At 73.8% G+C, this 26,261-nt stretch carries 23 protein-coding genes; 11 read left to right on the plus strand and 12 right to left on the minus strand.

Translation table 11 applies throughout. The annotated features are described in order from the left end of the window. Positions 1–85: 85 nt before the first annotated feature. From EKD16_RS12110 to EKD16_RS12125, 4 genes are all read right to left on the minus strand, one after another. Positions 86–568 (minus strand): GNAT family N-acetyltransferase, encoded by a 483-nt coding sequence (locus tag EKD16_RS12110; protein ID WP_131098477.1) that lies wholly within the window; start codon positions 566–568, stop codon positions 86–88. Positions 569–639: 71 nt separating this feature from the next. After that, on the minus strand, positions 640–1,191 hold the full coding sequence (locus EKD16_RS12115) for a GNAT family N-acetyltransferase (protein WP_131098478.1): 552 nt from the start codon (positions 1,189–1,191) through the stop codon (positions 640–642). 156 nt (positions 1,192–1,347) lie between these two features. Beyond that, entirely contained in the window at positions 1,348–2,427 is a 1,080-nt protein-coding gene (bioB, locus tag EKD16_RS12120; protein WP_131098479.1) for a biotin synthase BioB, read from the minus strand. A 432-nt stretch (positions 2,428–2,859) separates the two neighbouring features. Continuing rightward, positions 2,860–3,420, minus strand: a complete 561-nt coding sequence (locus EKD16_RS12125) for a TIGR03086 family metal-binding protein (RefSeq protein ID WP_131098480.1) — start codon at positions 3,418–3,420, stop codon at positions 2,860–2,862. Positions 3,421–3,688: 268 nt separating this feature from the next. Between EKD16_RS12125 and EKD16_RS12130 the strand changes: the two genes are divergently transcribed. Beyond that, entirely contained in the window at positions 3,689–5,125 is a 1,437-nt protein-coding gene (locus tag EKD16_RS12130; RefSeq protein ID WP_278248933.1) for a sugar porter family MFS transporter, read from the plus strand. A gap of 50 nt (positions 5,126–5,175) precedes the next feature. On the opposite strand, the gene EKD16_RS12135 is transcribed toward EKD16_RS12130, so the two are convergent. Further along, a complete protein-coding gene (locus EKD16_RS12135) occupies positions 5,176–5,430 on the minus strand; it encodes a hypothetical protein (protein ID WP_131098482.1) in 255 nt (84 codons plus the stop codon). Between the two features lie 229 nt (positions 5,431–5,659). On the opposite strand from EKD16_RS12135, the gene pabB reads away from it, so the two are divergent. Further along, positions 5,660–7,729, plus strand: coding sequence for an aminodeoxychorismate synthase component I (pabB, locus tag EKD16_RS12140; protein WP_131098483.1), 2,070 nt, complete (start codon positions 5,660–5,662; stop codon positions 7,727–7,729). Positions 7,730–7,804: 75 nt separating this feature from the next. Beyond that, a complete protein-coding gene (locus tag EKD16_RS12145) occupies positions 7,805–8,335 on the plus strand; it encodes an RDD family protein (RefSeq protein WP_165498556.1) in 531 nt (176 codons plus the stop codon). 174 nt (positions 8,336–8,509) lie between these two features. Here the strand turns inward: EKD16_RS12145 and eda are convergent, their stop codons facing one another. From eda to edd, 3 genes are read right to left on the minus strand one after another with little or no spacing between them, the layout of a single operon-like run. Next, the gene (gene eda / locus EKD16_RS12150) at positions 8,510–9,148 is read right to left on the minus strand and encodes a bifunctional 4-hydroxy-2-oxoglutarate aldolase/2-dehydro-3-deoxy-phosphogluconate aldolase (protein WP_131098485.1); all 639 of its coding nucleotides are present in this window, start codon (positions 9,146–9,148) and stop codon (positions 8,510–8,512) included. Continuing rightward, entirely contained in the window at positions 9,129–10,142 is a 1,014-nt protein-coding gene (gene glk / locus EKD16_RS12155; RefSeq protein ID WP_131098486.1) for a glucokinase, read from the minus strand. Before glk ends, eda begins: the two co-directional genes overlap by 20 nt. Then, a complete protein-coding gene (edd, locus tag EKD16_RS12160) occupies positions 10,139–11,959 on the minus strand; it encodes a phosphogluconate dehydratase (RefSeq protein WP_131098487.1) in 1,821 nt (606 codons plus the stop codon). Before edd ends, glk begins: the two co-directional genes overlap by 4 nt. A gap of 259 nt (positions 11,960–12,218) precedes the next feature. Between edd and EKD16_RS12165 the strand changes: the two genes are divergently transcribed. Beyond that, a complete protein-coding gene (locus tag EKD16_RS12165) occupies positions 12,219–13,409 on the plus strand; it encodes an ROK family transcriptional regulator (protein WP_131098488.1) in 1,191 nt (396 codons plus the stop codon). 114 nt (positions 13,410–13,523) lie between these two features. Here the strand turns inward: EKD16_RS12165 and EKD16_RS12170 are convergent, their stop codons facing one another. Together EKD16_RS12170 and EKD16_RS12175 are read right to left on the minus strand one after the other, a co-directional pair. Beyond that, positions 13,524–14,300, minus strand: coding sequence for a metallophosphoesterase (locus tag EKD16_RS12170; protein ID WP_131098489.1), 777 nt, complete (start codon positions 14,298–14,300; stop codon positions 13,524–13,526). Between the two features lie 148 nt (positions 14,301–14,448). After that, complete coding sequence (locus EKD16_RS12175) at positions 14,449–17,814, minus strand: DNA polymerase III subunit alpha (RefSeq protein ID WP_131098490.1); 3,366 nt, start codon at positions 17,812–17,814, stop codon at positions 14,449–14,451. 300 nt (positions 17,815–18,114) lie between these two features. Here EKD16_RS12175 and EKD16_RS12180 point away from each other — a divergent pair, with 300 nt between their 5' ends. The 3 genes from EKD16_RS12180 to EKD16_RS12190 all read left to right on the plus strand — a co-directional run bounded on the left by EKD16_RS12180 (position 18,115) and on the right by EKD16_RS12190 (position 20,435). Continuing rightward, positions 18,115–18,864 (plus strand): metal-dependent transcriptional regulator, encoded by a 750-nt coding sequence (locus tag EKD16_RS12180; protein ID WP_131098491.1) that lies wholly within the window; start codon positions 18,115–18,117, stop codon positions 18,862–18,864. 191 nt (positions 18,865–19,055) lie between these two features. Next, positions 19,056–19,928 (plus strand): LLM class F420-dependent oxidoreductase, encoded by an 873-nt coding sequence (locus EKD16_RS12185; protein ID WP_131098492.1) that lies wholly within the window; start codon positions 19,056–19,058, stop codon positions 19,926–19,928. A 171-nt stretch (positions 19,929–20,099) separates the two neighbouring features. Continuing rightward, positions 20,100–20,435 carry a DUF2795 domain-containing protein gene (locus EKD16_RS12190; RefSeq protein ID WP_131098493.1) on the plus strand — a complete coding sequence of 112 codons (336 nt, stop codon included), beginning with the start codon at positions 20,100–20,102 and terminating at the stop codon, positions 20,433–20,435. 27 nt (positions 20,436–20,462) lie between these two features. On the opposite strand, the gene EKD16_RS12195 is transcribed toward EKD16_RS12190, so the two are convergent. Further along, complete coding sequence (locus EKD16_RS12195) at positions 20,463–21,122, minus strand: (2Fe-2S)-binding protein (protein WP_242677360.1); 660 nt, start codon at positions 21,120–21,122, stop codon at positions 20,463–20,465. A 116-nt stretch (positions 21,123–21,238) separates the two neighbouring features. Beyond that, on the minus strand, positions 21,239–22,036 hold the full coding sequence (locus EKD16_RS12200; protein ID WP_131098494.1) for an MHYT domain-containing protein: 798 nt from the start codon (positions 22,034–22,036) through the stop codon (positions 21,239–21,241). 361 nt (positions 22,037–22,397) lie between these two features. Between EKD16_RS12200 and EKD16_RS12205 the strand changes: the two genes are divergently transcribed. The 4 genes from EKD16_RS12205 (at position 22,398) to EKD16_RS12220 (ending at position 26,208) form a co-directional block, all read left to right on the plus strand. Continuing rightward, a complete protein-coding gene (locus EKD16_RS12205; RefSeq protein ID WP_131098495.1) occupies positions 22,398–23,456 on the plus strand; it encodes an iron-siderophore ABC transporter substrate-binding protein in 1,059 nt (352 codons plus the stop codon). 171 nt (positions 23,457–23,627) lie between these two features. Next, positions 23,628–24,569 (plus strand): metal ABC transporter substrate-binding protein, encoded by a 942-nt coding sequence (locus EKD16_RS12210; protein ID WP_131098496.1) that lies wholly within the window; start codon positions 23,628–23,630, stop codon positions 24,567–24,569. After that, positions 24,566–25,348: a metal ABC transporter ATP-binding protein gene (locus tag EKD16_RS12215; protein ID WP_131098497.1), complete on the plus strand. Its 783-nt coding sequence runs from the start codon at positions 24,566–24,568 to the stop codon at positions 25,346–25,348. The genes EKD16_RS12210 and EKD16_RS12215 overlap by 4 nt, the downstream gene beginning before the upstream one ends. Positions 25,349–25,392: 44 nt before the next feature. Beyond that, complete coding sequence (locus EKD16_RS12220) at positions 25,393–26,208, plus strand: metal ABC transporter permease (RefSeq protein WP_131102444.1); 816 nt, start codon at positions 25,393–25,395, stop codon at positions 26,206–26,208. The last annotated feature ends 53 nt before the right edge of the window (positions 26,209–26,261 follow it).

The raw sequence follows: 26,261 nt of genomic DNA on the forward strand, positions 1-26,261 counted from the left end.
TACGCCGCCTCCTTACGGTGCCGTTTTCGACCGCCCTGCCAGGGCGCCGTGCCCCACGGGCACCGCGCGCATCCGGGTGCGCGGCTCAGGCGTCGGCGGGTGCGGGCTCGCGTCGCAGAGAGCGCTCGAAGCACACGCTGGCGGCGCAGCCGACGTAGGGCCCGTACAACGGGATCCGGTGGTATCCGCAGCGCTCGTAGAGCCGCATGGCCTCGGGCTGCTCCCAGCCGGTCTCCAGGCGCATCCGGACGGCGCCGCGGTCGCGGCCGGCCTCCTCCAGCGCGTGCAGCAGCGTCTGCCCGATCCGGTGCCCCCGCCAGGCCGGCACCACGTACATCCGCTTCAGCTCGAAGGTGTCCCCGTCGAGCCGGCGCAGCCCGCCGCAGCCCACGACCTCCCCGCTCGCGGCCTCGGTGGCCAGCAGGAAGACGGCGGTGGTCGCCGCCGAGGGCTTCTCACCCTGCTCCAGGTCGCCGCCGTAGCGCTCGACCGTCTCCCGCTCCTGGTCGCGGCGCAGCCGCACACCGACGGGGTCCTCCCAGGGTGCTTCGCTGATCTCGATGCGCACGGCGCCCAACGTAGCCGCCGTGCCGGCGCCGGTGGCGGCCGCGGTCGCGTCGTGCTCGTCACACGCCCGCCTCACACGTCGTCGGCGGCCAGCCGGTAGAGGACGTGCGGAGCCAGGGGGTGCCCCTCGGGCAGGTCGGGGTGGTCGAAGTCGTCGGCGCTGTCGTAGCGCATGCCCAGCCGCCGCATCACCGCTCGGGAGCGGGTGTTGGTGCGTGAGGTGAAGGAGACGATCTCGGCCAGGTGGCACCGGTCGAAGGCGTAGGCGGCGGCGGTGCGCGCGGCCTCGGTGGCGTAGCCGTGGCCCCAGGCGTGGCGGGCCAGCCGCCAGCCGATCTCGACGGCCGGGGTGAAGTGGGCGTCGAAGCGGGGCCGGGAGAGTCCGGCGAACCCGATGAAGGTGCCGGTTTCGACGACCTCGACCGCCCAGAACCCGAATCCGTTCTCGGCCAGGCGGGCCTGGATGCCCTCGGCCGCGGCGTCGGACTGTTCGCGGCTGAGCACCGCCGGGAAGTGCTCCATCACGGCGGGGTCGGCGTTGAGTTCGGCGAAGAGGGCCCGGTCGGAGGCCCGCCAGGGGCGCAGCAGCAGCCGGGACGTGCGCAGGCTCACTCCGTCCTCCATGCCGCGCAGCCTACCCGCACCCCCCGGCCGGATACGGCACCGGCGCGGCCGGGCCGCCGGCTCTTTCCGGCCGCTCCTGGCCGCGGCCGCCTCCGGCCGGGCTCCCGGTGCGCGTTCCTCCTTTCGGCGCGGGGCGGACCGCGGTGGATGCCGCGCTCAGGCGTTCGGCGGCAGAGTGGTGCCCGCGCCGCGGCGGCGGGTGCGCACCAGGTCCAGGCGGTGGGCGGGCAGACTCGGCTCCTGGGCTCCCTGCACGCGGAATCCGGCGTCACGCACCATCTCCAGGTCGGCGGCACCGGCCCGGCCCTCGCTGGTCAGATAGTCGCCCAGGAAGATCGAGTTGGCCAGGTGCAGCGCGAGCGGCTGCAGGCTGCGCAGGTGGATCTCGCGGCCGCCGGCCAGCCGGACCTCCGCATCGGGGAACATCAGCCGCGCCGCGGCGAGGATGCGCAGGCAGCGTTGCGGGGTCAGCTCCCAGTGCCCGGCCAGCGGGGTGCCCTCGAAGGGGATGAGGAAGTTCACCGGCACCGAGTCGGGGTCGAGGCCGCGCAGCTCCTCCAGCGCATCGGCGAGGTCGCCGTCGCTCTCGCCCATGCCCGCGATCAGGCCCGAGCAGGGCGAGAGCCCCGCCTCCTCGGCCCTGCCCACGGTCTCGACGCGGTCGGCGAAGGTGTGCGTGCTGCAGATGTCGGCGTAGCGCTCACCCGAGGTGTTGAGGTTGTGGTTGTAGGCGTCGACGCCGGCGTCGCGCAGCTGCTCCGCCTGGCCGGGGGAGAGCAGTCCCAGGCACGCGCACACCTCGACGGCGGGGTACTGCTGCTTGATCCGGTCGATGGCGGGGCGGATGCGGGCCACGTCGCGGTCGGTGGGGCCGCGGCCGCTGGCCACCAGGCACACCCGCGCCGCGCCGGCCGCGATGCCGCAGGCGGCCGCGTCGCGGGCCTGCTCGGGCCTCAGCCAGGTGTAGGTGAGAATGTCGGCCGCAGAGCCCAGGCGCTGCGAGCAGTAGGTGCAGTCCTCGGGGCACAGCCCGCTCTTGAGGTTCACCAGGTAGTTGAGTTTGACGCGGTCGCCGAAGAAGTGCCGCCGGACGCCTCCGACGGCGGCCACCAGCTCCAGCAGCCGGTCGTCGGGCCAGGCGAGCACGGTCAGCAGGTCGTCGCGGGAGGGGCGCTCGCGGCGCAGGGCCGCGTCGGCGAGATCGGCCGCATGCGGCCGGTGTTCGGATCGGGCCATGGCCCCGATCCTGCGGCAGGGCGGGGCCCGCGGGCAGCCGGGGAATCGGCCAAATCTCGGGCGGCGGGTTTGTACCGCCCGCCCTCCGACGGCTGTCCGGCTGCGCGGTGCCCGCCGCGGCGTGGTGCGGCGGTCCGCGGCCGGGTCCGGCGATATGGACGGTGCGCGTTGGGCAGTGGGTGCCGGGGAGACGGCCGGGGGCACGTGTCGCCTTCGGAGGCGGCGGGCTGTGAACGGAGGTGAGTCGGTGTGGACGGGCCAGACGGCCCCACCAGGGGTACCCGCAGGCGACCGGATCGCGGCGGTCGTGCGGGGCGTTGCGGCGCGGCCGCCGCGCCGTGCGCCGTGGCGCACTGCGGCCTCGTCCGGCCTGGCGCGCCGGTGCGGCCCGTGCTCGCTGTGGACGCGCACCGGCGCGCCAGGCCGCAGACCTCAGGCGCGGCGCCCGGTCAGGCCCAGCAGCCGGGTCTGGGCGTCGGCGCCCTCCGCTACCGCGACCGGCGGGTCGAACAGCGCGCCCACTCCGGGCGCCTCGCCGCCGAGCCAGTCCAGCAGTGCCTCGACCAGGCCGGGTTCGAGCTTCTCGTCGGCGCCGATGGCGCGGGCGAGGTCCCAGGCGTGCACGCCCAGGTCGAAGGTCATCTGCCACAGGTAGGTCTCGCCCGCGGCCTCGCCGAACGACAGGTGCACGGTGCGCTCCAGGGCGCCCGGCTGCAGCCAGGCCGACCGGGACTCGCGGGAGGCGACCTCCCAGGTCGCCACCGGTTCCTCGCCGAGGACATCGCCCTCGTAGCGGTCGCCCGCCTCTTCGATGCCGCCGCCCGAGAGCAGGAACGGCACCCACAGCTGCTCACCGGTGAGGTGGTTCACCAGGTCGTGGACGTCCCAATCGGTACAGGGCGTGGTGTCGGCCCACTGCGTGACCTGGATGGCGCGGACTCTGCGGTCGAACTCCGCCATGGCCTGGCCGTGCAACTCCAGCAGATCGGTCATCGCGCTCCCCCTCGGTCGGTGGCATGGGTGGCATGGGCGGTGGAGGTGCCTACCCGCCCGAAGGGCCCGGCAATCACCTGCGCAGCGGCCGGTGCCGGCGAACGGGTCGCCTCCGCCGCGCCGGAGGCTGCGGGGAGCGTGTGCGGGAGGGGGCCGCCCGTGCCGTAGCCGCGATCGGCCGGCCGGCGCGCCGGCATGGCAAGCGTTTCCCGTCTGCAGGCGTCGAGGGCGGCTCCGCGGTCCGCGGGCCGCCCGACGAGGAGGCAGTGTGACGAATCCGGACCCCGATGCGGCGAAGTCCGCCGGAGAGGTCAACATCGTCCATGTGACGCTGATCGCCGCCGCGGCGGCGATGGGCGGTTTCCTGTTCGGTTACGACAGCTCGGTCATCAACGGTGCCGTCCCGGCGATCGAGGAGGCGTTCGGCGTCGGTTCCGCCGTCACCGGGTTCACCGTGGCGGCGGCCCTGCTGGGGTCGGCCGTGGGTGCCATGATCGCCGGCGGGCTGGCCGACCGGTTCGGCCGCATCCGCGTTATGCAGGTGGCCGCCGTGCTGTTCGCGATCAGCGCCATCGGCTCGGCCGTGCCCTTCGCCGTGTGGGACCTGGCTTTCTGGCGCGTGATCGGCGGCGTGGCGATCGGTATCGCCTCGGTCATCGCGCCCACCTACATCGCCGAGGTCTCGCCGCCCGCCTACCGCGGTCGCCTGGCCTCGCTGCAGCAGCTGGCCATCGTGCTGGGGATCGCGATCTCCCAGCTGGTCAACTTCGTACTGGCGGCAGCGGCCGGGGGGAGCGCGAGCAACCAGCTCGGGTTCCTGCAGGCCTGGCAGTGGATGCTGGGCGTGGAACTGGTGCCGGCGCTGCTCTACCTGGTGCTGAGCGTGGTGATCCCCGAGTCGCCGCGCTACCTGGTGCGCACCGGCCGGGAGTCCCGGGCGCGCGCGGTGCTCGCCGAAGTCGAGGGCGGCGACGTGGAGTACCGCATCCGCGAGATCCACAACGCGCTGGGCCGCGAGACCCGGCCGCGGCTGCGCGACGTCACCGGGAAGTTCGGGCTGTTGCCGATCGTGTGGATCGGCATGGCGCTGTCGGCGTTCCAGCAGCTCGTCGGCATCAACGTGATCTTCTACTACTCGGCGTCGCTGTGGCAGTCGGTGGGCGTGCAGGAGAGCAACTCGCTGCTGCTGAGCCTGTTCACGTCGATCGTCAACATCATCGGCACCTTCATCGCCATCGGTCTGGTCGACAAGATCGGCCGCAAGCCGCTGCTGCTCATCGGATCGGCCGGTATGGCGGTCGCGCTGGGCACGACCTCCTACGCCTTCAGCCACGCCACCGTCAGCGGCGGCGGTGGCCAGGCCGATCTGTCGTTCGCCTGGGGCGCGGTGGCGCTGGCCTCGGCGAGCACGTTCGTGCTGTTCTTCGCCCTGTCGTGGGGCGTGGTCGTGTGGGTGCTGCTGGGGGAGATGTTCCCGCTGCGGGTGCGCGCGGCCGCCATGGCCGTGGCCACCGCCACCCAGTGGGTGGCCAACTGGCTGGTCACCGTCACCTTCCCCAGCCTGCGCGACTGGAGCCTGCCGGGCACGTACATGATCTACACCGCGTTCGCGGTCATCTCGTTCGTGTTCGTGTGGCGGTTCGTCGCCGAGACCAAGGGCAAGACGCTGGAGTCCATGGGGCGCGACGAGCGCACATCGGCGTGAGCGCGGGTCGGCGGCCGGCCGGCACCGGGGCGCGGTGCCGGCCGGCCGCCTCAGGCCACCAGGTCCAGACCCTCGTGGCCCAGTTCGGCGGCGATGCGCGCCGCGACCTCCTGCAGCGCCGCCGGCGTGGGGACCACGCCTTCGGCCAGCAGCAGGTCGCGGGAGTAAGCCGCGCACTCGGCCGCGCCGACCTCGCCGCGCGGGCAGACGCGCATGCTCCCCTCGGGCGACACGGCGACGACCGCATCCGTGCAGGCGTGCATCAGGGCCACCAGGTGGCCGTAGAGGCGGGAGGGGGTGTGCATAGGTCCTTCCGGGGTATGCGGGAATGGGACCAGTGTCGCAGCACCCCGCCGAAACCGTGGTATCGGATACGACAGATGCCGGGTCGGCGGCCGGACCGAAACCGGTCCCCTCCGTGGCCGCGCCCGCGGCTGCGCACCCGGGCGAGGGTGTGGGGCGCCCCTCTCCCCTTGGTGCGGGCAGGCGGGCCCTAAGCTGGAACATCCCCTCCTTCCGAGCGTTGAGAGCAGCATGCGCCCCCTGCTCGTGGACAACCACGACTCCTACACCTACAACCTGTTCCAGCTGATCGCCGAGGTCGCCGGAACCGAACCCGACGTATGGAGCAACGACGACCCGCGCCTGGCGCGACGGGGACTGTCCGCTCGGCCCTGGATCGTGGTCTCGCCCGGTCCGGGGCACCCCGCGCGGGCGCGCGATCTCGGGCTGCTCACCGACGCGCTGCGCCGCGCCCCCGACGTGCCCGTCCTGGGCGTGTGCCTGGGCCACCAGGCCCTCGTCCACCTCGCCGGCGGCGACGTCGGAGCCGCACCGCGCCCCCGCCACGGCTACCTCAGCCGCATCCGCCACCGCGCCCGCGGGCTGTTCGCGGGCATTCCGCAGGACTTCACAGCCGTGCGCTACCACTCGCTGGCCGCCCGCCGTCCGCTGCCGGCCGAGCTGGCCGCGACCGCCTTCGCCGAGGACGGCGTCGTCATGGCCGCCGAGCACACCGAGCTGCCGCGGTGGGGTGTGCAGTTCCACCCCGAATCGGTGGCGGGCGAGTACGGGCGCGACCTCCTCGCCAACTTCCGGCACCTCGCCGGCGCGGTCCCGCGGCGCCGCCACGGCGCGGCCCCCGGCGCCGGCGGGTCGGCCGCCGCCCGGTCCTGCTCAACCGGCGGCGGCCAAGCGCGCCCGGCGACCGCGCCGCGCCCGCCACCGCCGCACGTGCGCACCCTGGAGCGCGCCGTGGACACCGAAGCCGCCTTCGCGCGGCTGCACGCCGCGAGCCCGTATGCGTTCTGGCTGGACAGCAGCCGCACCGGCGGCACCGGCCGGTTCTCCTTCCTCGGCGACGCCGGCGGAGACGACGGCGAGGTGCTGACCTACCGCGTCGGTGAGGGCGCCGTCGACGTCGCGCCGCCCGCCGGCGCCCCGATCCGGCGCGAACCCGGCACGATCTTCGACGCCCTGCGGCGGCGCACCCCCGCCCGCCCCGCCGCACCCACCGGACTGCCCTTCGACTTCACCGGCGGTTACGTGGGCTACCTCGGCTACGAGCTCAAGGCCGACTGCGGCGGCGCCGCGGCCCACCGCTCGCCCCTGCCCGACGCCGTCTGGCTGCGCTGCGACCGGGTGGTGGCGGTCGACCACGCGAACGACCGCACCTACCTCGTCGCCCGCGGCGCCGGCGCCCGGTCCTGGGCCGAGGAGACCGCCCGCACCCTGGCCGCGCTCGATCCGGCGCCTGCTCCCTCCGCCGCGGCGGCCCCCGGCGGCGACCTGGAAACGCTGCTGGAACGCAACCGGGAGGGCTATCTCACCGACGTCAAGGAGTGCCTGGCCCGCCTGGAGGAAGGCGAGAGCTACGAGATCTGCCTGACCGACCGGCTGCGCGTACCCGCCCCCGCCGACGGCCTGGCCTACTACCGGCGACTGCGCCGCGCCGCCCCCGCCCCCTACGCCGCGCTGCTGCAACTGGGCGGCACCGCGGTCTACAGCGCCTCGCCCGAGCGGTTCCTGCGCATCGGCGCCGACGGCACCGCGGAAAGCCGGCCCATCAAGGGCACGGCGCCGCGCGCCGCCGATCGGGCCGAGGACGCCCGCCGCGCAGAGGAGCTGCGCACCGGCGCGAAGACCCGCGCCGAGAACCTGATGATCGTGGATCTGCTGCGCAACGACCTCGGCCGCGTGTGCGAGGTCGGCAGCGTGGAGGTGCCGCGGTTCATGTACACCGAGTCCTACAGCACCGTCCACCAGCTCGTCTCCACCGTGCGCGGCCGCCTGCGCGCCGGGGCGCACCCCGTCGACGCCGTGCGGGCCTGCTTCCCCGGCGGGTCCATGACCGGCGCTCCCAAGCTGCGCACCATGGAGATCATCGACCGGCTGGAGAACTCCGCCCGCGGCGTCTACTCCGGCGCCCTGGGCTACCTCTCCCACGAGGGCACCGCCGACCTGAGCGTCGTCATCCGCACGGCCGTCGCGCACGACGGCACCTTGACGGTGGGCGCGGGCGGCGCCGTCGTGCTCGACTCCGATCCGCAGGAGGAGTACGCCGAGATGCTCCTCAAGGCCGCCGTCGCGCTCAGCGGCCGCTGACCCGCGCGGTGCCCGTCCGCGAGGCGGATGGCACAATACTGTTCGCTTTCCAACGGACACGTACTAGGACGACCGATGCCCGAACCCGAGGACCCCCGGCACCCCGGCGGCGGCCCGTACCCTCCGCCCTCCGCCCCCGACGCGCCCCGATCGCGCCCGGCCGATCCGGGACGGCGCATGCTCGCCTTCGCCGTGGACCTGGTCCTGACGCTGGTGCTGTTCTACGTGCTGTTCCTGCTGGGCATGGCCGCCTCCTACGGCGTCGTGACCGGGCTGGGGCTGCCCGACAACCTGGTGTCGGTCAGTGTGTCGGCGACCGTCGTGGTCGCCGCCGACGCGGCCGCGCTCGTCTGCTACCACTGGCTGCCGCTGGCCCGCCGCGGCCAGACGCTGGGCAAACGGCTCTTCGGCATGCGCGTGGTCGCGGCCGACACCGGCCACCTGGCGACCACGGGCCGCGCGGCCGCCCGCGCGGCCCTGCACCTGCTGCTGCTGGTGCCGTGCCTGCTCGGTCAGGTCGCCAGCGGTATCCTGCTGCTCACCGACGAGCCCGTTCGCCGGTCCGCGCTGGACCGGATGACCAAAACGCGCGTCGTGGAGGTCTGACCCGGTTCGTCGGCCGTGTCTTCGGGCGCGCGACCGGTGTTTCGGATACCGAAGAGCCCGGGCGGCCGGGTTCCGGGCCGATGCCGGGCATCCCGGCGGGCAGACCCGCGCCGCCGGCGGCGCGGGTCTGCCCGCCGCGGCCATGCGGCGGGCGGCGGGCCGCTGCCTACCGTTTCATCCGGCGGGACGCAGCGCGGCCGCCGCGCGTGCCAGGGACTCCACACGGTCCCAGTCGCCCGCCGAGACCGCGTCGGCCGGGGTGAGCCAGGTGCCGCCCACGCAGCCGACGTTGGGCAGCGCCAGATAGTCGGCCGCGGATTCGGCGGTGACGCCGCCGGTGGGGCAGAACCGCACCTGCGGCAGCGGGCCCGACAGCGACTTCAGATACGGGCGCCCGCCCGCCGCCTCGGCGGGGAAGAACTTCATCGCCGTGACCCCGAGCTCCAGCAGCGCCAGCGCCTCCGAGGCCGTGGCCACGCCCGGCAGCGCGGGCAGCCCGGTCCGGCTCATCGCCTCGTACAGGCCGGGGGTGCAGCCCGGCGAGACCAGAAACGCGGCCCCGGCCTCGGCGGCGGCGTCGGCCTGCTCGGCCGAGGTCACCGTGCCCGCGCCCACTACGGCCTCGGGGACCTCGGCGGCGATGCGCGCGACGGCCTCCAGCGCGGCCTCGGTGCGCAGGGTCACCTCCACGGCCGGCAGGCCGCCGGCGACCAGCGCGCGGGCCAGCGGAACGGCGGTCTGCGCCTCGGAGAGCACCACCACCGGGATCACCGGCGCCAGCGCGAAGAGGTCGTCACTGCTGCGCGGGTTCATGGGCTTCTCCTTGCACGGGTTCGAGACGCTGGTCGAGGCGGGCGGCCGCGCCCAGCAGGGCCGGGTCCCGGGCCACGATCAGCGTAGTGGCGATGCCTTCGAGGTAGTCGGCCATGCGGTGCTTGTCCTCGAAGCGGCGCCGGAATCCGCTGGACTGCACGATGGGGATGATACGCGGCAGAATCCCCCCGCCCAGGAACACGCCTCCCGTGGCCCCCAGGGTCAGTGCGACGTTGCCCGCGAAGCCGCCCAGCAGGCAGCAGAAGACGTCCAGCGCCTCGGCACACAGCCGGTCGCCGGAGGCGGCGGCGCAGATCTCGGCTGCCGACAGGCTCGCGGCCGCCTCGCCGCGTACTTCGGCGAGTGCGCTGTGCAGGCGGCTCAGGCCGGGCCCGCACAGCAGGCATTCCGCGGTGACCGGCCCCTGCCGGGCGCGCAGCACGCGCACCGCATCCAGTTCGCGCTCCTCCACGGCGGGGGCGTCCACATGCCCGCCCTCTCCCGCCACCGGCACCCAGCCGGCGCCGGTCGGCACCAGCCCGGCCACACCCAGCCCGGTGCCCGGGCCCAGCACCGCCATCGGGCGGCCGGGCACCGGAGTCGGCCCGCCCAGCGGCAGCAGGTCGTCCTCGCCCAGCCGCGGCAGCGACAGGGCCAGGGCGGCGAAGTCGTTGACGACCTCCAGGTGGTCCAGGCCCAGCCGCTCGCGCGTGGCGGTCACCGAGAAGTCCCAGTGGGAGTTGGTCAGCCGGACGCGGTCGCTGTCGATCGGCCCGGCCACGGCCACGCACGCCGCGCCGGGGTCGGACGCGCCGACCTGCTCCAGGTAGGCGACGGCCGCCGCGCCGAGGTCGGCGTGTTCGGCGCCCTCCAGCCGGCGCACGGCGACCGGCCGCGTGCCGGGTCCCGCGACGAGGCCGAACCTGGCGTTGGTGCCTCCGATGTCGCCGACCAGCCAGGGGCGCCCGGCCGAGGGCGGCTGCGGGCGGCTCATTGCAGCGCCCCGAACACGCCGGCGCCGCGCTCGGCCGGCCCGACCGCATCGCGGAAGGCGGCGAAGAGTTCGCGGCCGGTGCCGGCGGAGGAGTCCACGCTCAACTCGGCGGCCCGGCGCGACTCCAACTCGCTGGCCGAAACCTGCAGGACACCCGCCGCGGCGTCCAGCCGGACCGTGTCGCCGTCGCGCACCCGCGACAGCGGGCCGCCGGCCGCGGCCTCGGGGGAGACGTGGATGGCGGCGGGCACCTTGCCCGAGGCCCCCGACATGCGGCCGTCGGTGACCAGGGCGACCCGGTACCCGCGGTCCTGCAGCACGCCCAGCGGCGGGGTGAGTTTGTGCAGCTCGGGCATGCCGTTGGCGCGCGGTCCCTGGAAGCGCACGACGGCCACCACGTCGCAGTCGAGCTCGCCGGCGGCGAACGCCTCCTGCAGCTGCGCCTGGCTGTCGAAGACCCGCGCGGGCGCCTCGACGACGTGGCGGTCGGGTGCCACCGCCGAGACCTTGACGACGGCGCGGCCGAGGTTGCCGCGCACCATGCGCAGTCCGCCGTCGGCGCTGAAGGGGTCGTCGGTGCCGCGCAGCACGCTCGTGTCGGCGCTCTCCTCGGGCTCCTCGCCCCAGGTCAGGCCCTGCGGGCCGAGAGCGGGGCGCAGGCGGTACGCGGCCAGACCGCGGCCCGCAACGGTGGCGACGTCCTCGTGCAGCAGTCCGGCGTCCAGCAGTCGGCCGATGAGGAACGCCATGCCGCCGGCGGCGTGGAACTGGTTCACGTCTGCGGCGCCGTTGGGGTACATCCGGGTCAGCAGCGGCACGACCTCCGACAGGGCCGCGAAGTCGTCCCAGGTCAGCTCGATTCCGGCGGCCTGGGCCACCGCCACCAGGTGCAGTGTGTGGTTGGTCGAGCCGCCGGTGGCCAGCAGCGCCACCACCGCGTTGACGATCGCGCGCTCGTCGACGACCTCGCCGATGGGCGTGTAGTGCTCGCCCAGCGCGGTCAGGCCGGTGACCGTGCGCCCGGCCTCGGCGGTCAGTGCGGTGCGCAGCTCGCTGCCCGGCGGCTCGAAGCTGGCGCCGGGCAGGTGCAGGCCCATGACCTCCATCAGCATCTGGTTGGAGTTGGCGGTGCCGTAGAACGTGCAGGTGCCGGGGGCGTGGTACGCCTGGGACTCCGCCTGCAGCAGTTCGGCGCGGTCGGCCTTGCCTTCGGCGAAGCGCTGGCGGACCTGGGCCTTCTCGTTGTTGGGCAGGCCCGAGGGCATGGGCCCGGCGGGCACGAACGCCACCGGCAGGTGGCCGAAGGACAGCGCGCCGATCAGCAGGCCGGGCACGATCTTGTCGCACACGCCCAGCATCAGCGCGCCGTCGAACATGTCGTGCGACAGCGCGACGGCGGTGGCCATGGCGATGATGTCGCGGCTGAACAGCGACAGCTCCATGCCGGGCCGGCCCTGGGTGATGCCGTCGCACATCGCCGGAACGCCGCCGGCGAACTGGGCGACGCCGCCGGCCGCCGCGACGGCCTCCTTCAGCTGCGCCGGGTAGTCGGCGAGCGGCTGGTGGGCCGAGAGCATGTCGTTGTAGGCGGAGACGATGGCGATGTCGGGCTTGTTCGAGCGGCCCAGGGACAGCTTGTCGGCCGGTGAGCAGGCCGCGAAGCCGTGGGCGAGGTTGGTGCAGCCCAACCCGGCGCGGGCGGGGCCCTCGGCGGCGGCCGCGCGCATCCGCTCCAGGTAGGCGCTGCGGGTGGCGGCGCTGCGCTCGGCGATCTGTCGGGTGACCTCGGCTATGCGGGGGTGCGGGGACGGGGACATGGCGCGGACTCCACTTCAGGGCGGGTGGCGGGGGAAGGCGGATGGCGGGGCCGGGGCCGGTGTGCGGGTGGGGCAGGCCCGCTGGCGGCTCGGGCGAGAGGGGAGCGGGGGGTGCGGTCCGGGCCGCCGGGCTCGCCTGCGAGACCTCTGGAAACATAGCGGCAACTTCTGTCGCCCGACAAGCCCCTCTTTTGAATATTTAATTACAAAAGTCTCCCGGTTCGGCTGATGGAAGTGCGAAAGCGTGTTTGAATGAGGCATGCCCCGTAGCAAGGCCGCATCCGCCGCTCCCTCCAGCGGACACGTGTTGGAGCTGATCCGCACCGGCGAGACCGTCACCCGCACCGAGATCGGGCGCGTCACCGGCCTGTCCCGCCCGGCCGTCGCGCTGCGGGTCACCGATCTGCTCGACCACGGCCTGATCACCGAAGGCGCCGCCGCACCCTCCAGCGGCGGACGGCCGCCCGGCACCCTGGAGTTCAACGCCGCCGGAGGCGTCGTGCTCTCCGCGGCGCTGGGCGTATCCGCGAGCCAGGCGGCCGTCTACGACCTGGGCGGCAGGCTGCTCGCCCAGGACAGCGGATCACCCGAGGTCGAACAGGGCCCCGACGCCGCACTGCCCTGGCTGCTGGAGACCTGGCAGCGGCTGCTGTCGTCCTGCGGACGCGGCGCCGGCGACGTGTCGGGCAGCGGAATCGGCGTCCCCGGCACCGTGGAGTTCGCCGCCGGCCGCTCCCAGAGCCCGCCGGTGCTGGCGAGCTGGGCCGGCATCGAGATCGCCCCTCTGGTGGCCGAGCGCTTCGCCGCGCCGGTCCTGCTGGACAACGACGTCAACGTCATGGCGCTGGGTGAGCACCGCGCCGTGCACCCCGACGTCGGCGACCTGGTCTTCGTCAAGGTCTCCACCGGCATCGGAGCCGGCGTCGTGGCCGGAGGCGCCCTGCTGCGCGGCTCGCTGGGAGCCGCCGGCGAGATCGGGCACATCCCCGTACGCGACGGCGGCGGAATCCCCTGCCGCTGCGGCAACACCGACTGCCTGGAGACCGTGGCCGCAGGTCCGGCGCTGGTGGCGCGCATGGCCGAACTGGGGCGCAGTGTTCCGGGCGTGGCCCGACTGGCCGCCTTGGCCCGCAAGGGCGATCCCGACGCCGTGCGGCTGGTGCGCCAGGCGGGCCGGCGCCTGGGCGAGGTGCTCGCCGGTGCGGTGAACCTGCTCAACCCCGAGGTCGTCGTCCTGGGCGGGCTGCTCGGCGACGCCCACGACCACCTGGTGGCCGGGGTGCGCGAGGTGGTCTTCCAGCGCTCCACCGCCCTGGCCACCCGCCGGCTGCGCGTCGTGCCCAACCGCAGCGGAGACGAGGCGGGACTGCGCGGCGGCGCCGCGATGGTGCTCGACACGGTCCTGGCGCCCGAGGCGGTCAACGCCCGCATCGCCGCCGGCGGACGCTGAGCCCGTGGCGGTGCCCATGCGGGGATGTCCTACGGCGCGCCGCCGAAGCCCGCCATAGCGCCACGATCATCCCGCGGTCCCGCGGCACGACGGCCACACGGGCTTGCGCGGAACTCACGTCCTCCCGGCCGGGGCGGTGCGGAAGTGCGTGGTCATCCGCCCCTCGTCGTCGAGGATGTGGAACGCCAGCGCCGGTGGGTGGGCCGCGTAGACCTGTTCGGCGTCCTCCCAGGGCAGCGGCGCGACCGAGACCGTCCCCGGTGCCACCAGCAGCGGCCGCTGCGCGAAGGCGGTGGCCGCCGCCGTGTGCGCGTGCCCGCACAGCAGGCCGGCCACCTGCGGGTGGCGCGCCAGCAGCACCGACAGCCGGTCGGCGCCCTGCATGGCGATGTGGTCGACGTAGGGGGTGTGCAGCTTCACCGGGTGGTGGTGGAAGCCCAGCACCACCGGCGTCTGGCGCAGGTCGGCGAGGGTGTCCTCCAGCCAGTCCAGCGTCTCCTCGGAGAGCAGGCCGCCATCCTCGGAGGGCACCGTGGAGTCGCACAGCACGACGGCGCCGCCGTCGGCCCGGTGGACCGCGTTGACGGGCGCCTCCCCCGGGTCCCCCTTCTCGCCGCCCTCCGAGCCCAGCATCACCCGGCGGAAGGGCGCCCGGCCCTCGACCACGTCGTGGTTGCCCGGGCAGATCACCGCCGGCAGCCGCCCCGACAGCAGGGCGCGGGCCTCCTCCAGTTCGCCGACCGTGCCGTTCTCGGTGAGGTCGCCCGTCACCACGAGCGCGTCGACGGAGTCGGCGACCGCGTCGAGGTAGGCCATCACCTGCTCGACCCGCTCCCGGGCGCGGGATCCGCCGTCGACGTGCAGGTCGCTGATGTGTGCCAGGGTGATCACGGGATCCGTCCTCCGCGCGTCTGGGGCATGGGCGGTACCGGGCGCGCTGCCCGCCCGGTTGTGCACTCTAGCCCGTCGCCGCGGCGCTTACCCCGCGGCCGCCCGACGGGCCCGGGGCGAGTCGGTGACCCGCCCCGGGCGGCCGTCCTCAGCGGCCCGCGCTGCCCGGGCTGGCGTGCCAGAGCTTGCGGGGTGCCCCCGCGGACCCCGCCGGGGCGATATCGGCGTAGGTGGAAAGCTCGTATCCGTTCGCGTAGCGGATCCGCTGCCCGCCGACCCCGCTGACCGGCACGTGCCGGCTCTGCCGGCCCAGCCGTTCGCGCAAGCCCGCCGCGGCCTCCTCGCCGCCCTCCTGCCAGATCCGCGCCAGCTCCTCCAGGTCCCAGACGCGGGCGGCGTTGACCGTCGCCATACCCGAGCCGACCCGGCGCACCTTCCCGCGCACCGCCAGCAGCCAGGAACCGAAGACGGTGGCGGCGCAGCGCTCCTGCACCGACTCGAAGAACGTCAGGTCCACCAGCCCGGTGGAGTCGTCCAGCGTGGTGAAGATGATGCGCTGGCCCGAACGCACCGCCGGGGTCTGGGTGGCCACCTTCACCCCCAGCACCAGCACCTCCGCCCCGGCCGGAACCGCGGTCAGATCGCGCGCGCTCACCGCGCCGCAGAGCGCGCCCAGCGCGGCGATCGGCTCGGCGTAGCAGTCCAGCAGGTGCCGGGAGGCGTCGTAGCCCAGCACCTCCAGTTCGGCCTGCACCTCCTCCGCAGGCGCCATCGGCGGCAGACCCGGGTCGCGGGGCTCCTCGGCGGCCGCCTCCAGCGCGATCGGCAGTTGTCCTCCGCCCAGCGAGCGGCGGGTGGTGCGCTCCAGCGCGCTCGCCCGCAGCAGCAGGTCGCGCCGCGTGAGGCCGTCGGCGCGTCCGGAACCGATGCCGTAGAGGGAGTCGAAGGCACCCACCCGCACCAGTCCCTCCAGCACGTCGCGGGAGGGGCGGGCGCGGTTGGCGACGTCGTTCAGCGAGGCGTAGGGGCGCCCGGCCACCAGCGCGTCGGCCTCGGCCTCGGTGATGCCCTTGACGTCGGCCAGTGCGGCGCGGATGCCCGCCCTGCCCTCGGCGGTGCGCTCCACCCGCCACTCGCGCCCGGAGCGGTTGACATCGACGCCCAGCACCGGCACGCCGAAGCGGCGGGCGTCGTCGATGACGGCGCGGCGCGGGTACATGCCCGGGTCGTGGGTGAGGACACCGGCGTAGAAGGCCGCCGGATGGTGCCGCTTCAGCCACGCCGACTGGTAGGTGGGCAGCGCGAACGCCGCCGCGTGGGCCTTGCAGAACCCGAACGCGCCGAAGGCGGAGAGGATCCGCCAGACCTCCTCGATCACCCGGTCGCTGTGGCCGCACTCGCCGGCCAGGGCCGTGAAGCGTTCGCGCACCTCCTCCTTGCCGGCGTCGGTGCCCAGGCGGCGGCGCATCGCCTCGGCCTGGTCCAGCCCGCAGCCGGTCATGGCGTGCAGTACGGCGATGACCTGCTCGTGGAAGACGACCACCCCGCCGGTGGCGGCCAGCACGTCCGACAGCACGGGGGTGGGGGCCTCAGGGGTGCGCTCGCCGTCGCGGGCCGCGATGAAGGGGGTGATCATGTCGCTGTTGACCGGCCCGGGGCGGAACAGCGAGATGTCGGCGATGAGGTCGTCCATGCCGGCCGGGCGCAGCCGGCTGACGAGTTCGCGCTGGCCGGGCGACTCGATCTGGAAGCAGCCCAGAGTGGCCGAGGCGCGGATCATCGCATAGGTCGCGGAGTCGTCGGCGGGCAGCGTGTCCACGTCGACGCGCCGGCCCTCGGTGCGCTCGACCTCGCCCAGCGCGTGGGTCATGGCCGACTGCATCCGCACCCCGATGACGTCGAGTTTGATCAGTCCCATCTCCTCGACGTCGTCCTTGTCGTACTGGACCATGTCGTAGCCGATCCGGCTGGGCTCCAGCGGCGCGCGGTCGCGCAGCGAGGCGTCGGAGACGACGATCCCGCAGGGGTGCAGGGCGATGTGGCGCGGCAGCCCGTCCAGCCGCTCGGCCAGCCGGAACAGCGTCTCCACCGGGTAGTCGGCCAGCCCGCCGGAGCGCAGTTCGGGAAGGTCGGCGCAGGCCGAACGGATCTGGCGGGCGCGGATGTGGGGGAAGGCCTTGGCCAGCACGTCGATCTCGTGCGGGGGGATCCCCATCACCGAGCCGACGTCGCGGATGGCGCTGCGCGCGCGGTAGGTCTCCATCATCGACACGCAGGCGGCGTCGGGGTAGGCGTCCAGGATCACCTGGTAGGCGTCCAGCCGGCGGGCCGACTCCACGTCCAGGTCGATGTCGGGCAGGCCGGTGCGGCTGTCGGTGAGGAAGCGCTCCATCAGCAGCCCGTGGGCCAGCGGGTCCACCGCCGAGATCCCGATGAGGTGGTTGACCAGGCTGCCGGCGCCCGAACCGCGGATGGAGCAGCGGATGCCCTGCTCGCGGATCCGGTGGGCGATGTCGGCGACGGTCAGGAAGTAGGCGGAGAACCCCTTGCGCTCGATGATCTCCAGCTCGTGGGCGAGCCGGGAGCGGGCGCGTCCGTCGTTCTCCAGGCCGAGCCGGGCCATGCCCTCCCGGCAGGTCAGCCACAGCCGGTCGCGGGCGCTGGGGATCTCGGGCAGGTGGTGGCGGTCCATGCCCAGATCGGTGCCGGGCTCCAGGCAGCAGGAGGCGGCCAGGGCGCGGGTGTGGGCCAGCAGCCGGCGCACGGCGGTGCGGTCGGGGCCGCAGATCCGCTCGGCCACGGCGGTCATCTCCGCGGTGCTCTTCAGGTAGGCCTCGGAGCCGCTGGGAGCGGGCGGCGGGCCGCCGCCGGGCAGCCAGCGCCGCGCCTCGTCCAGGACGCGGGCGACCTCGGCGCCGGAGCGGCGGGGGTAGCGCACGGCGTTGCCCAGTACCGCCAGGGTGCGGGTCTCCTCGGCCAGCCGCAGCATCGCGGTGGCCCGGCGGTGCTGGCCGGGTCCGTAGTGGTCGACCAGTTCCACGGCGGTCTCGGCGGATGCGCGCCAGCGGGCCAGGCACCGGCGGGCGCGCTCCATGTGGTGCTCGGCCGCGGCCTGGCCGACGTCGGAGCCGGGCCCGACGAGCACGACCAGTCCTTCGGCGTGCTCGGCCAGCATCGCGTGGGACACGGCGGGCACCCCGCGCTCCCCGGCGGCGTGGGCGGCGCTGACCAGCCGGCACAGCGAGGCCCAGCCGCGCCGGCCGCGGGCCAGCACGACCACCCGCCCGCCCTCGGGCGCGGCCACGGCCAGATCGGCGCCCAGGACGGGGCGGACGCCGGCCTCCTGGCAGGCGCGCACGTGCTTGACGGCGCCGTAGAGGCCGTCGCGGTCGGTCAGCGCGAGCATGTCCATGCCCAGCTCGGCCGCGCGTTCCACCAGCTCGTGCGGACCAGCGGTGCCGTGGCGCATCGACGCCGAGGAGGCGGTGTCGAGATGGGCGAATGCGTCGGTCATCAGCGGCGGCCTCCCGGGCGCGCCGCGGTTGCGACGAGCGTTGCGGCCATTGGCTTCCCCCCGTTGCCGCGGCCAGGGCGAAGGCGGCGGTCGCCGCGCCCGGGGAAGACAGGCCGAAATCGAACTTCTGTACGAAGTCTATCGCATAGATGATCATGGTTGGAACCATGACCTGCGTAAAAGAGTCGCAGTGGTTTTCCGCCTGCCGCTAGTCGGCGCTGCGGCGGCCGGGGTTTCGGGCGGCGGCGGGCGACGCGGCCGAAGCGCCGCAGACGGTCCGGACGCGATACCGTGGCGAGCATGGAGAGCGCATCGGAGCGGCCGTCCACCTCGGTCGAGGACTACGTGAAGGTCATCTACGACCTGCAGGAGCGCGGTTCCGGCCCGGTGACCATCTCGGCGATGGCCGAGCGGCTCTCGGTGTCCAACTCCTCGGTGTCGGGGATGCTGCGCAAACTGGGCGAGTTGGGGCTGGTGGCCCACCGCCGCTACGGCGACGTCCGGCTCACCGAGACCGGCGACAAGGCGGCGCTGTCCGTGCTGCGCCGCCACCGGCTGCTGGAGACCTACCTGGTCGAGGCGCTGGACTACTCCTGGGACGAGGTCCACGACGAGGCCGAGATCCTCGAACACGTGGTCTCCGACCGCTTCGTCGACCGCATCGCCGCCCATCTGGGTGATCCGGTCGCCGACCCGCACGGCGACCCCATCCCCACCCGCGACGGCCGCGTCCCCGAGCGCGACACGCAGCTGCTCTCCGCGGCCGAGGAGGGCACGACCGGCGTCATCGTGCGCGTCAACGACTCCGACCCCGACCTGCTGCGCCATCTCGCCGAAGAGGACATCGGCATCGGCATGCGCATCGAGCTGGTGGAGCGACGGCCTTTCGGCGGTCCGCTGGTGGTGCGCATCGGCTCTGCCGGCGAGCGGCGGGAGCAGGCGCTGGGCCTGGTCGCCGCCGAAGCACTGTGGGTCGCCCCGGGCCACGAGCACGAGCGGGCGCCGGGCACGGGCGCGGACCGGGCGGATGCGCCGCCCAAGCCGGAGTAGGGCCGCACCTTCGCCGGATGTCCGGCGCCGCCCCGCCGCGCGTCGGCCCGCGGGAAACTGCGAACACCGCGTGAACGAGCGCGTGCCGCACCTCCGAACGCTTTGCGTCGGGCCGTGCGGCTGGTTCGATGGGCGCGGACGAGATCCACATTCGCCCCCGCACCCGCGGGTGCGTCGACGAGGAGGCCCTGATGCGCATCGGAATCCAGATCCCCCGCTTCACGGGTGCCGGCGGCCCCGAGCACATCGGCCCGGCCTTCGCCCGCACCGCGCGCGAGGCCGACCAGGCCGGGCTGTCCAGCCTGTGGGTCATGGACCACTTCTTCCAGATCGAGTATGTGGGCGCGCCCGAGGAGCCCATGCTGGAGGGCTACTCGGCGCTGTCCTACGCCGCCGCCGTGACCGAGCGCATCAGCCTGGGCACGCTTGTCACCGGTGTCGTCTACCGCCATCCCGGCGCGCTGCTCAAGACCGTCACCACGCTGGACGTGCTCTCCGGCGGCCGCGCCTGGCTGGGCATCGGCGCCGCCTGGTTCGAGGGCGAGGCCCGGGGGCTGGGCCTGCCGTTCCCGCCCACGGCCGAGCGCTTCGAGCGGCTGGAGGAGACGCTGCAGATCGCCCACCGGATGTGGTCGGACGACGAGAGCCCCTACGAGGGCGGCCACTACCGGCTGGAGCGCCCCCTCAACTCGCCCGCCGCGGTGAGCCGCCCGCACCCGCCGATCCTCATCGGCGGGGGAGGCGAGAAGAAGACGCTGCGCTTCGTCGCCAAGTACGCCGACGCCTGCAACCTCTTCGCCGGCCCCGAGTTGGCGCACAAGCTCGACGTGCTGCGCGGGCACTGCGCAGACGAGGGACGGCCCTACGAGGACATCGAGAAGACTGCCATCGTCATGGTCGACCGCGAGAGCAGCGTCGACCAGGTGGTCGACAACCTGGGTCGGCTCGCCGAACTGGGCGTCGACCACGCCATCTGCACCGGCGCCACTGACGAGGAGGGTGCGCCCGCCTTCCTCGGCCGGGTCGCCGAGCAGGCCGCGCCGATCGTCCCGGCGGGCCGCTGAGCCCCGGCCGCGCGGGCGCGGTTCGGTGGGCGCCGCGATTGGACCGGCGGCGGCCCGGGTAGTCGGCGGGTGCACGCCCGGCGCCGCTGAGCTGGGCGGACTCGCGGCCCAGGCGCCGCGGGCCGCCTCGCCGCGGCGCCGGGGAACGCGAAGAAGTGAGAGGAGCGCCCGATGGCGGTGCTGCACGACATCGAGGGCCTCAAGCAGATCCTGTCCGGGCTGGACTTCCCCGTGGGCAAGGACCGCATCGTGGAGTACGCCCAGGAGCAGGGCGCCGACCGCTACCTGCTCAGCGCCCTGCAGGCGATGCCCCCCGCCGACTACTACCAGCCCGACGAGGTGCTGCGGGCCGTGCCCACGGACGAGCTGGGCGGACAGCAGCGCGACGAGTCCGACCGCGCGCAGCAGCGCCGGCACCACACCAAGTCCGGCGTGTCCGAGCGCGCCAAGGACACCGGTCCGGTCAACCCCATCGAGGACGAGCTGGGGGAGAACCGGGGCTCCTGAGCCCCGGCCGCCTCTTCGGCCGCGCCGTCACGCGCGCTGTGTGCGGGCGGCGATCACGCAGTCGCCGCACATGGCCTGGCCGGGGACGCGGTAGTACAGGCAGCAGGTGGTGCGAGTGAACGCGGCGGCGGCCGCGGTTTCGGGCGTCGGCGCGGCGGCGAAGGCGCCCAGCCCGCGCAGGGGCGCCCGCTCCAGCAGCAGCTGCGCCAGCGACCAGGCGTCGGCGGCGTGCGCGGGGCGCGCCGCCGCCAGCGCCTGGACGGCCCCGGCCAGCGAGGAGGCGGCGTTTCCGTACAGCAGGCGCGGCGCCAGGCGCGCCTGCCGGCGCATGGCGCGGGCGAGGGGGGCGAGCGCGCCGTCGAGGACGTGTTCGGCCACCGCATCGGCGGCCGCTTCGGTCCTGGGGCCCTCGGCGGCCACCGCGGCGCCGGCGCCGGCGCCCGCACCCAGCGCCGGGCGCAGCCGGCCCTGGACCACCCGCCACCGCAGCGCCCGCACGGGAGCGACGACACCGTGGCACAGGGCCGCGGCCACCGCGGGCGAGAGCAGTCGCGACGCCAGCCCCTGGTAGCAGACGGAGGCCGCGACCCGCTGCTCGACGTCGGCGACCGGGCGCCCGGCCACCGCGGCCAGGCGGGCGCGGACGGCCGCGACCTCGCCCGCCAGCAGGTCGCCGCGGCGCCACAACTCCTCCAGCGGGAGTCCGCCGCCGTCGGCCGCGGACTCGACGGCGAAGAAGGCGTTGACGGAGCCGACGTCGGCGAGTGCGGTGCGCAGTGCGGGGTCCGGTACCGCTGCGATGGTCAGTGCCTCCTGGTGAATACCGAGTCCTGCGGCTTCGGCGCGGGGGAGTCGGCCGCTCGGCCTCCCCGCTGATCGTCCTCGACGGGCGAGAGCATGAGTATCAGAGACAGAATCATCAGCAGGAGCCCCAGACCCACGAACATCGGCATGAAGAAGTCCATCATGGTGGCGCCGGTGGCGGGCTCGTCGAAGGGGGTCTCGGGCAGGGCGCGCACGTGCATGCCGAACATCGCGGTGTAGTGCATCGCCGAGACGGCGGCCGCCATGACCGCTGAGGCCCCGAGGGTGGCCGCCAGACCGCGCAGCCGGACCGCGAAGACCAGCGCGACGGTGGAGGCGACCAGGGCGATCACGACGGCGGCGACCATGTAGCGGTGGTCGTGGTGCATCTCGGCCTGCATCCGCATCGAGGCCATGCCCATGTAGTGCATCGACACCACGCCGACGCCCATGATGGCACCGCCGCCCAGCACGGAGGCCCAACCGGGCGAGAGGGTGGTCCAGTACAGGCCGATGCCGACGACGGCGATGGCGAGCAGCCCGCTGAGTACCGTCAGAAGGACGTCGTAACGGATCGTGGTCGACTGCACCGAGAAGCCCATCATCCCGATGAAGTGCATCGCCCAGATGGCGGCGGCGCCGAGGGTGAACGCCGCGAGCAGGAGCCACCCGGTCCGGGTGGCCCCCGAGCTGTGCCGTGCACGCCTCGCCACCTGCAGTCCGATGAGTGAGCCGAGGAACGAGACGACGTAGGCGATGACGGGTGTCGTCCATCCGTAGGCGAAGTGGTCGATCATATGGGGCGTCCTGACAGGGGAGATTTGTCCCTTTCGGGACTAATGAAATCTGAGTAAAGGTAACCATAGCCCGGTTGCCGAGCGTGACCTAGGGGCGTGCGCTGTCCGTTTTCGGCCATGCCTGCGGTGGTCGGGCGCGTCGCGGTGCATCCGGTGCCGCGGGTGGTCGCGGTGTGCGGCGGGTGCCGCCGCCCGGTGACCCTTCGGGTGTCGCCGGCTTCACCTCGGCGGCGATCCGGCAGGTCGCGCGGGTGTGCCTTCGGCGCCCGGGGTGACAAACCGGCTGAAACGTGAGTTAGGCTAGCCTCACCTAGGTGTGCATGTCCGGTTGTTTCCACCCCGACCTGAGAAAGGCCCATCCATGCCTTCGCTTACGAGGGCCTCGGCCCCCCTTGCCCGTATCGCCCTCATCGCGGCCGCCGGCCTGGTCGCCGCCGGCTGCGGAGCCCCCGAATCCGGCTCCGGGCCCGAGGGCGGCGGCGCCTCCGGCGGCGACTGGTCCCCGGTGACCATCGAGCACGCCTACGGCTCGACCGAGATCGAGCAGAAGCCCGAGCGCATCGTCACCGTCGGCTGGTCCGACGAGGCGACGCTGCTCGAACTGGGCATCGTCCCGGTGGGCATGGCCGCCTCCACCTACGCCGGCGACGAGGAGGGCTACCTCCCCTGGGACCTGGAGAAGATCGAGGAGCTGGGCGCCGAGAAGCCCGAGCTGATCAACACCGACGACGGCATCCCGGTCGAGAAGATCGCCAGCCTCGCGCCGGACCTGGTCCTGGGTGTGCAGTCGGGGATGGAGGAGGCCCAATACGAGCAGCTCTCCGAGGTCGCCCCCACCATCCCCTACCTGGACCAGCCCTGGATGACCGAGTGGCAGAAGCAGACGGTCACCATCGGCAGGGCCGTGGGCATGGAGGAGGAGGCGCAGCGGATCGCCGACGACACCATGGCCTACATCGAGGGGCTGGCCGAGGACCACTCCGAATTCGAGGGCACCGACTACGCCGTGGGCACCGTTATGCCCTCCACCGGCGAGTTCGGCTTCTACGTCGGCCAAGACGCGCGCCCGGTGCTCATGGAGCAGCTCGGCTTCACGCCGGCCGGCTTCGTCGACGACCTCTCCGTCGCCGACGGGCAGTTCTACGGGACGCTGAGCCTGGAGAACGCCGACAAGATCGACGCCGAAGTGCTCGTGATGTGGTTCAACTCGGCCGAGGAGCGCAAGCGGCTGGCCGACAACACCGTTTTCCAGCAGGTCGACGCGGTGCAGAACGGCGGCTACATCGCCTACGAGGACCCCGAGCAGTCGATGGCCATCTCCACGCCCAACCCGCTGACCATCCCGTGGGTGATGGACGGCTTCTCCCAGCGCCTGGCCGCCGCCGCCAAGGGCGAGGCCGATCCCGCCCCCCAGGCCTAGGACCGTCCGACCGCATCAGCCGGGCGTCCCGCTCCACCCGGGCGCTCCACAGGTCCCATCGGGCGCCCCCGCCGCGGCCGCACCCTCGGTGCGCGCTCCGGCCGGGGGCGCCCGATGCTTTTCGGACGCGCCTCGATGCGTGGATCGGCGCGGCTGTGGTAGTAGTTAGGCGTGCCGAACACTGGAGATCGCCTTTCTTCAACCCGCAGCTCGGGCGTAATCGCGGCCGCGGCGCTGCTGGCGGCGACCGCCGCCTGCTCCGCATCGGGCGCGGCCACAGACAGCGGCCGGCCCACCGTCGTGACTACCTTCACCGTGCTGGCGGACATGGTCGAAAACGTCGCCGGCGACCGGGTCGAGGTCTCCTCGATCACCCGCGCCGGCGCCGAGATCCACACCTACGAGCCCGCTCCCGAGGACCTCGTGCGCGGCGAGGGCGCCGATCTGATCATGGCCAACGGACTCGGCCTCGAAGCCTGGTTCACCCAGTTCACCGACAACATCGACGCCCCCACCGCCACTCTCTCCGACGGCGTCGAGACCATCCCGATCTCCTCGGGGGGCTACCGGGGCGAGCCCAACCCCCACGCCTGGATGTCTCCGGACAACGCGCAGGTCTACGTCGACAACATCGCCGAGGAACTCGGCGAGCTCGACCCCGCCAACACCGAGTACTACGCCGCCGAGGCCCAGCAGTACAAGCAGCGCATCGCGCGCATCGGCGCAGACCTCGAAGCCGAGCTGAGCGGCCTGCCCGACTCCCGCCGCGCCCTGGTCACCTGCGAGGGCGCCTTCTCCTACCTGGCCCGCGACGCCGGGCTGACCGAGCGCTACCTGTGGGCCGTCAACGCCGAAACCCAGGCCACGCCCAAGCAGATCGCCTCGGTGGTGGAGTTCGTCCGTGCCAACGACGTCCCCACCGTCTTCTGCGAAACCACGGTCAACGACGGATCCCAGCGCCAGGTGGCCGCCGAGAGCGGCGCCGAGCTGGGCAGGAGCCTCTACGTCGACTCCCTGTCGAAGGCGGGCGGCCCCGTCCCCACCTACCTGGACCTGCTCCGCTACGACACCGAGGCCATCTCCGAGGGACTCACCCGAGAGGAGGACGCGTGAGCGCGACCGAGACACCGCCGCAGCCGCGCGAGGAGACCGCGGTCCCCGCCGTCGAGGTCGAGGGGGTCACCGTGCGCTACGGCGACGTCGTCGCCCTGGAGGACGTCGGCCTGCGGGTGCGCCAGGGCCGGATCTGCGGCCTGGTGGGCACCAACGGCTCGGGCAAGTCCACCCTGTTCACCGCCGTCATGGGCCTCACACCCGTCCAGAGCGGCAGCGTGCGCATCCTGGGCCTGGGCCCCGACGCCGCCCGCGGGCGCGGACTCCTCGGCTACGTCCCCCAGTCCGAGCAGGTCGACTGGGCCTTCCCCCTGCGCGTGAGCGACGTGGTGATGATGGGCCGCTACGGGCACATGGGCCCGGCGCGCCGGCCGCGCCGCGCCGACCGCGCGGCCGTGGCCGAGGCCCTGGAGCGCACCGGGCTCATCGAACTCGCCCACCGCCAGATCGGGGCGCTCTCGGGCGGGCAGCGCAAACGCGCGTTCGTCGCCCGCGGCATCGCCCAGGGCGCGCGGGTCTTCCTGCTCGACGAGCCCTTCGCCGGCGTGGACAAGCGCTCCGAGGCCGCCATCGTCGAGGTGCTGTCGGCCATGCGCGACGAGGGGCACACCCTGGTCCTCTCCACCCACGACCTGGCGGGCGTGCCCCGGCTGTGCGACGAGGCGGTGCTGCTGCAGCGCCGCCTCCTCGCCCAGGGCGCACCCGAGGACGTGCTCTCGCCCGAGCTGCTCGCGCAGGCCTTCGGTATCGCGCCGCGCCCCGAGGGCAGGGCGGCGTGACCGCGGTCGTCGAGTGGTTCGTCCTGCCGCTGCAGTTCGACTTCATGCAGCGCGCACTGCTGGTCGGCGTCGTGGCCGGGGTCGTCTGCGCACTGCTGTCGTGCTGGATGACACTGACCGGCTGGTCGCTGCTGGGCGACGCCGTCTCCCACGCGGTGCTGCCCGGCGTCGTGCTGTCCTACCTGCTGGGCCTGCCCTTCGCGCTGGGCGCGCTGGTTTTCGGCGCCGGCTCGGTCGCCCTCATCGGGGTGGTGCACCGCACCTCCCGCGTCAAGGAGGACGCGGCAATCGGCATCGTGTTCACCGCGATGTTCGGCATCGGCGTGGTGCTGATCTCCCGGGTGCCCTCCCAGACCGACCTGATGCACATCCTCTTCGGCAACGTGCTGGGCGTATCCGACTCCGAGATCATCCAGGTGCTGGCCATGGCGGCGCTGACGATCGGCATCGTGCTGCTCAAGCACCGCGACCTCACGCTGTACGCGTTCGACCCCGTCCACGCCCACGCCATCGGCCTGCGGCCGCGCCGCCTGGAGGCGCTGCTGCTGGCCCTGCTGTCGGTGACGGTGGTCATCGCGCTGCAGGCGGTGGGCATCATCCTGGTCGTGGCCATGGTCGTCATCCCCGGAGCGACGGCCTACCTGCTCACCGACCGCTTCGAGCGCATGCTCGTCATCGCCGCCACCGTCTCGGCGGGCGCCTCGGTGCTGGGCACCTATGCCAGCTTCCACGCCGACATCGCCACCGGCGGCGCCATCGTCGTCGCCCAGGCCGCCGGTTTCGCACTCGCCTACCTCTTCTCGCCCAAGCAGGGCGTGCTCACTCGGCGCCTGCGCCGGTCCGCGACGCGAGCCGCCTGAGCCCGACCCCGGCCGCCGACCCCCGCGCCGCGGGGGCTTCGCCGCGCGATCTC

Origin of the sequence: Streptomonospora litoralis, assembly GCF_004323735.1 — a bacterium.
Classification (GTDB): Bacteria; Actinomycetota; Actinomycetes; order Streptosporangiales; family Streptosporangiaceae; genus Streptomonospora; species Streptomonospora litoralis.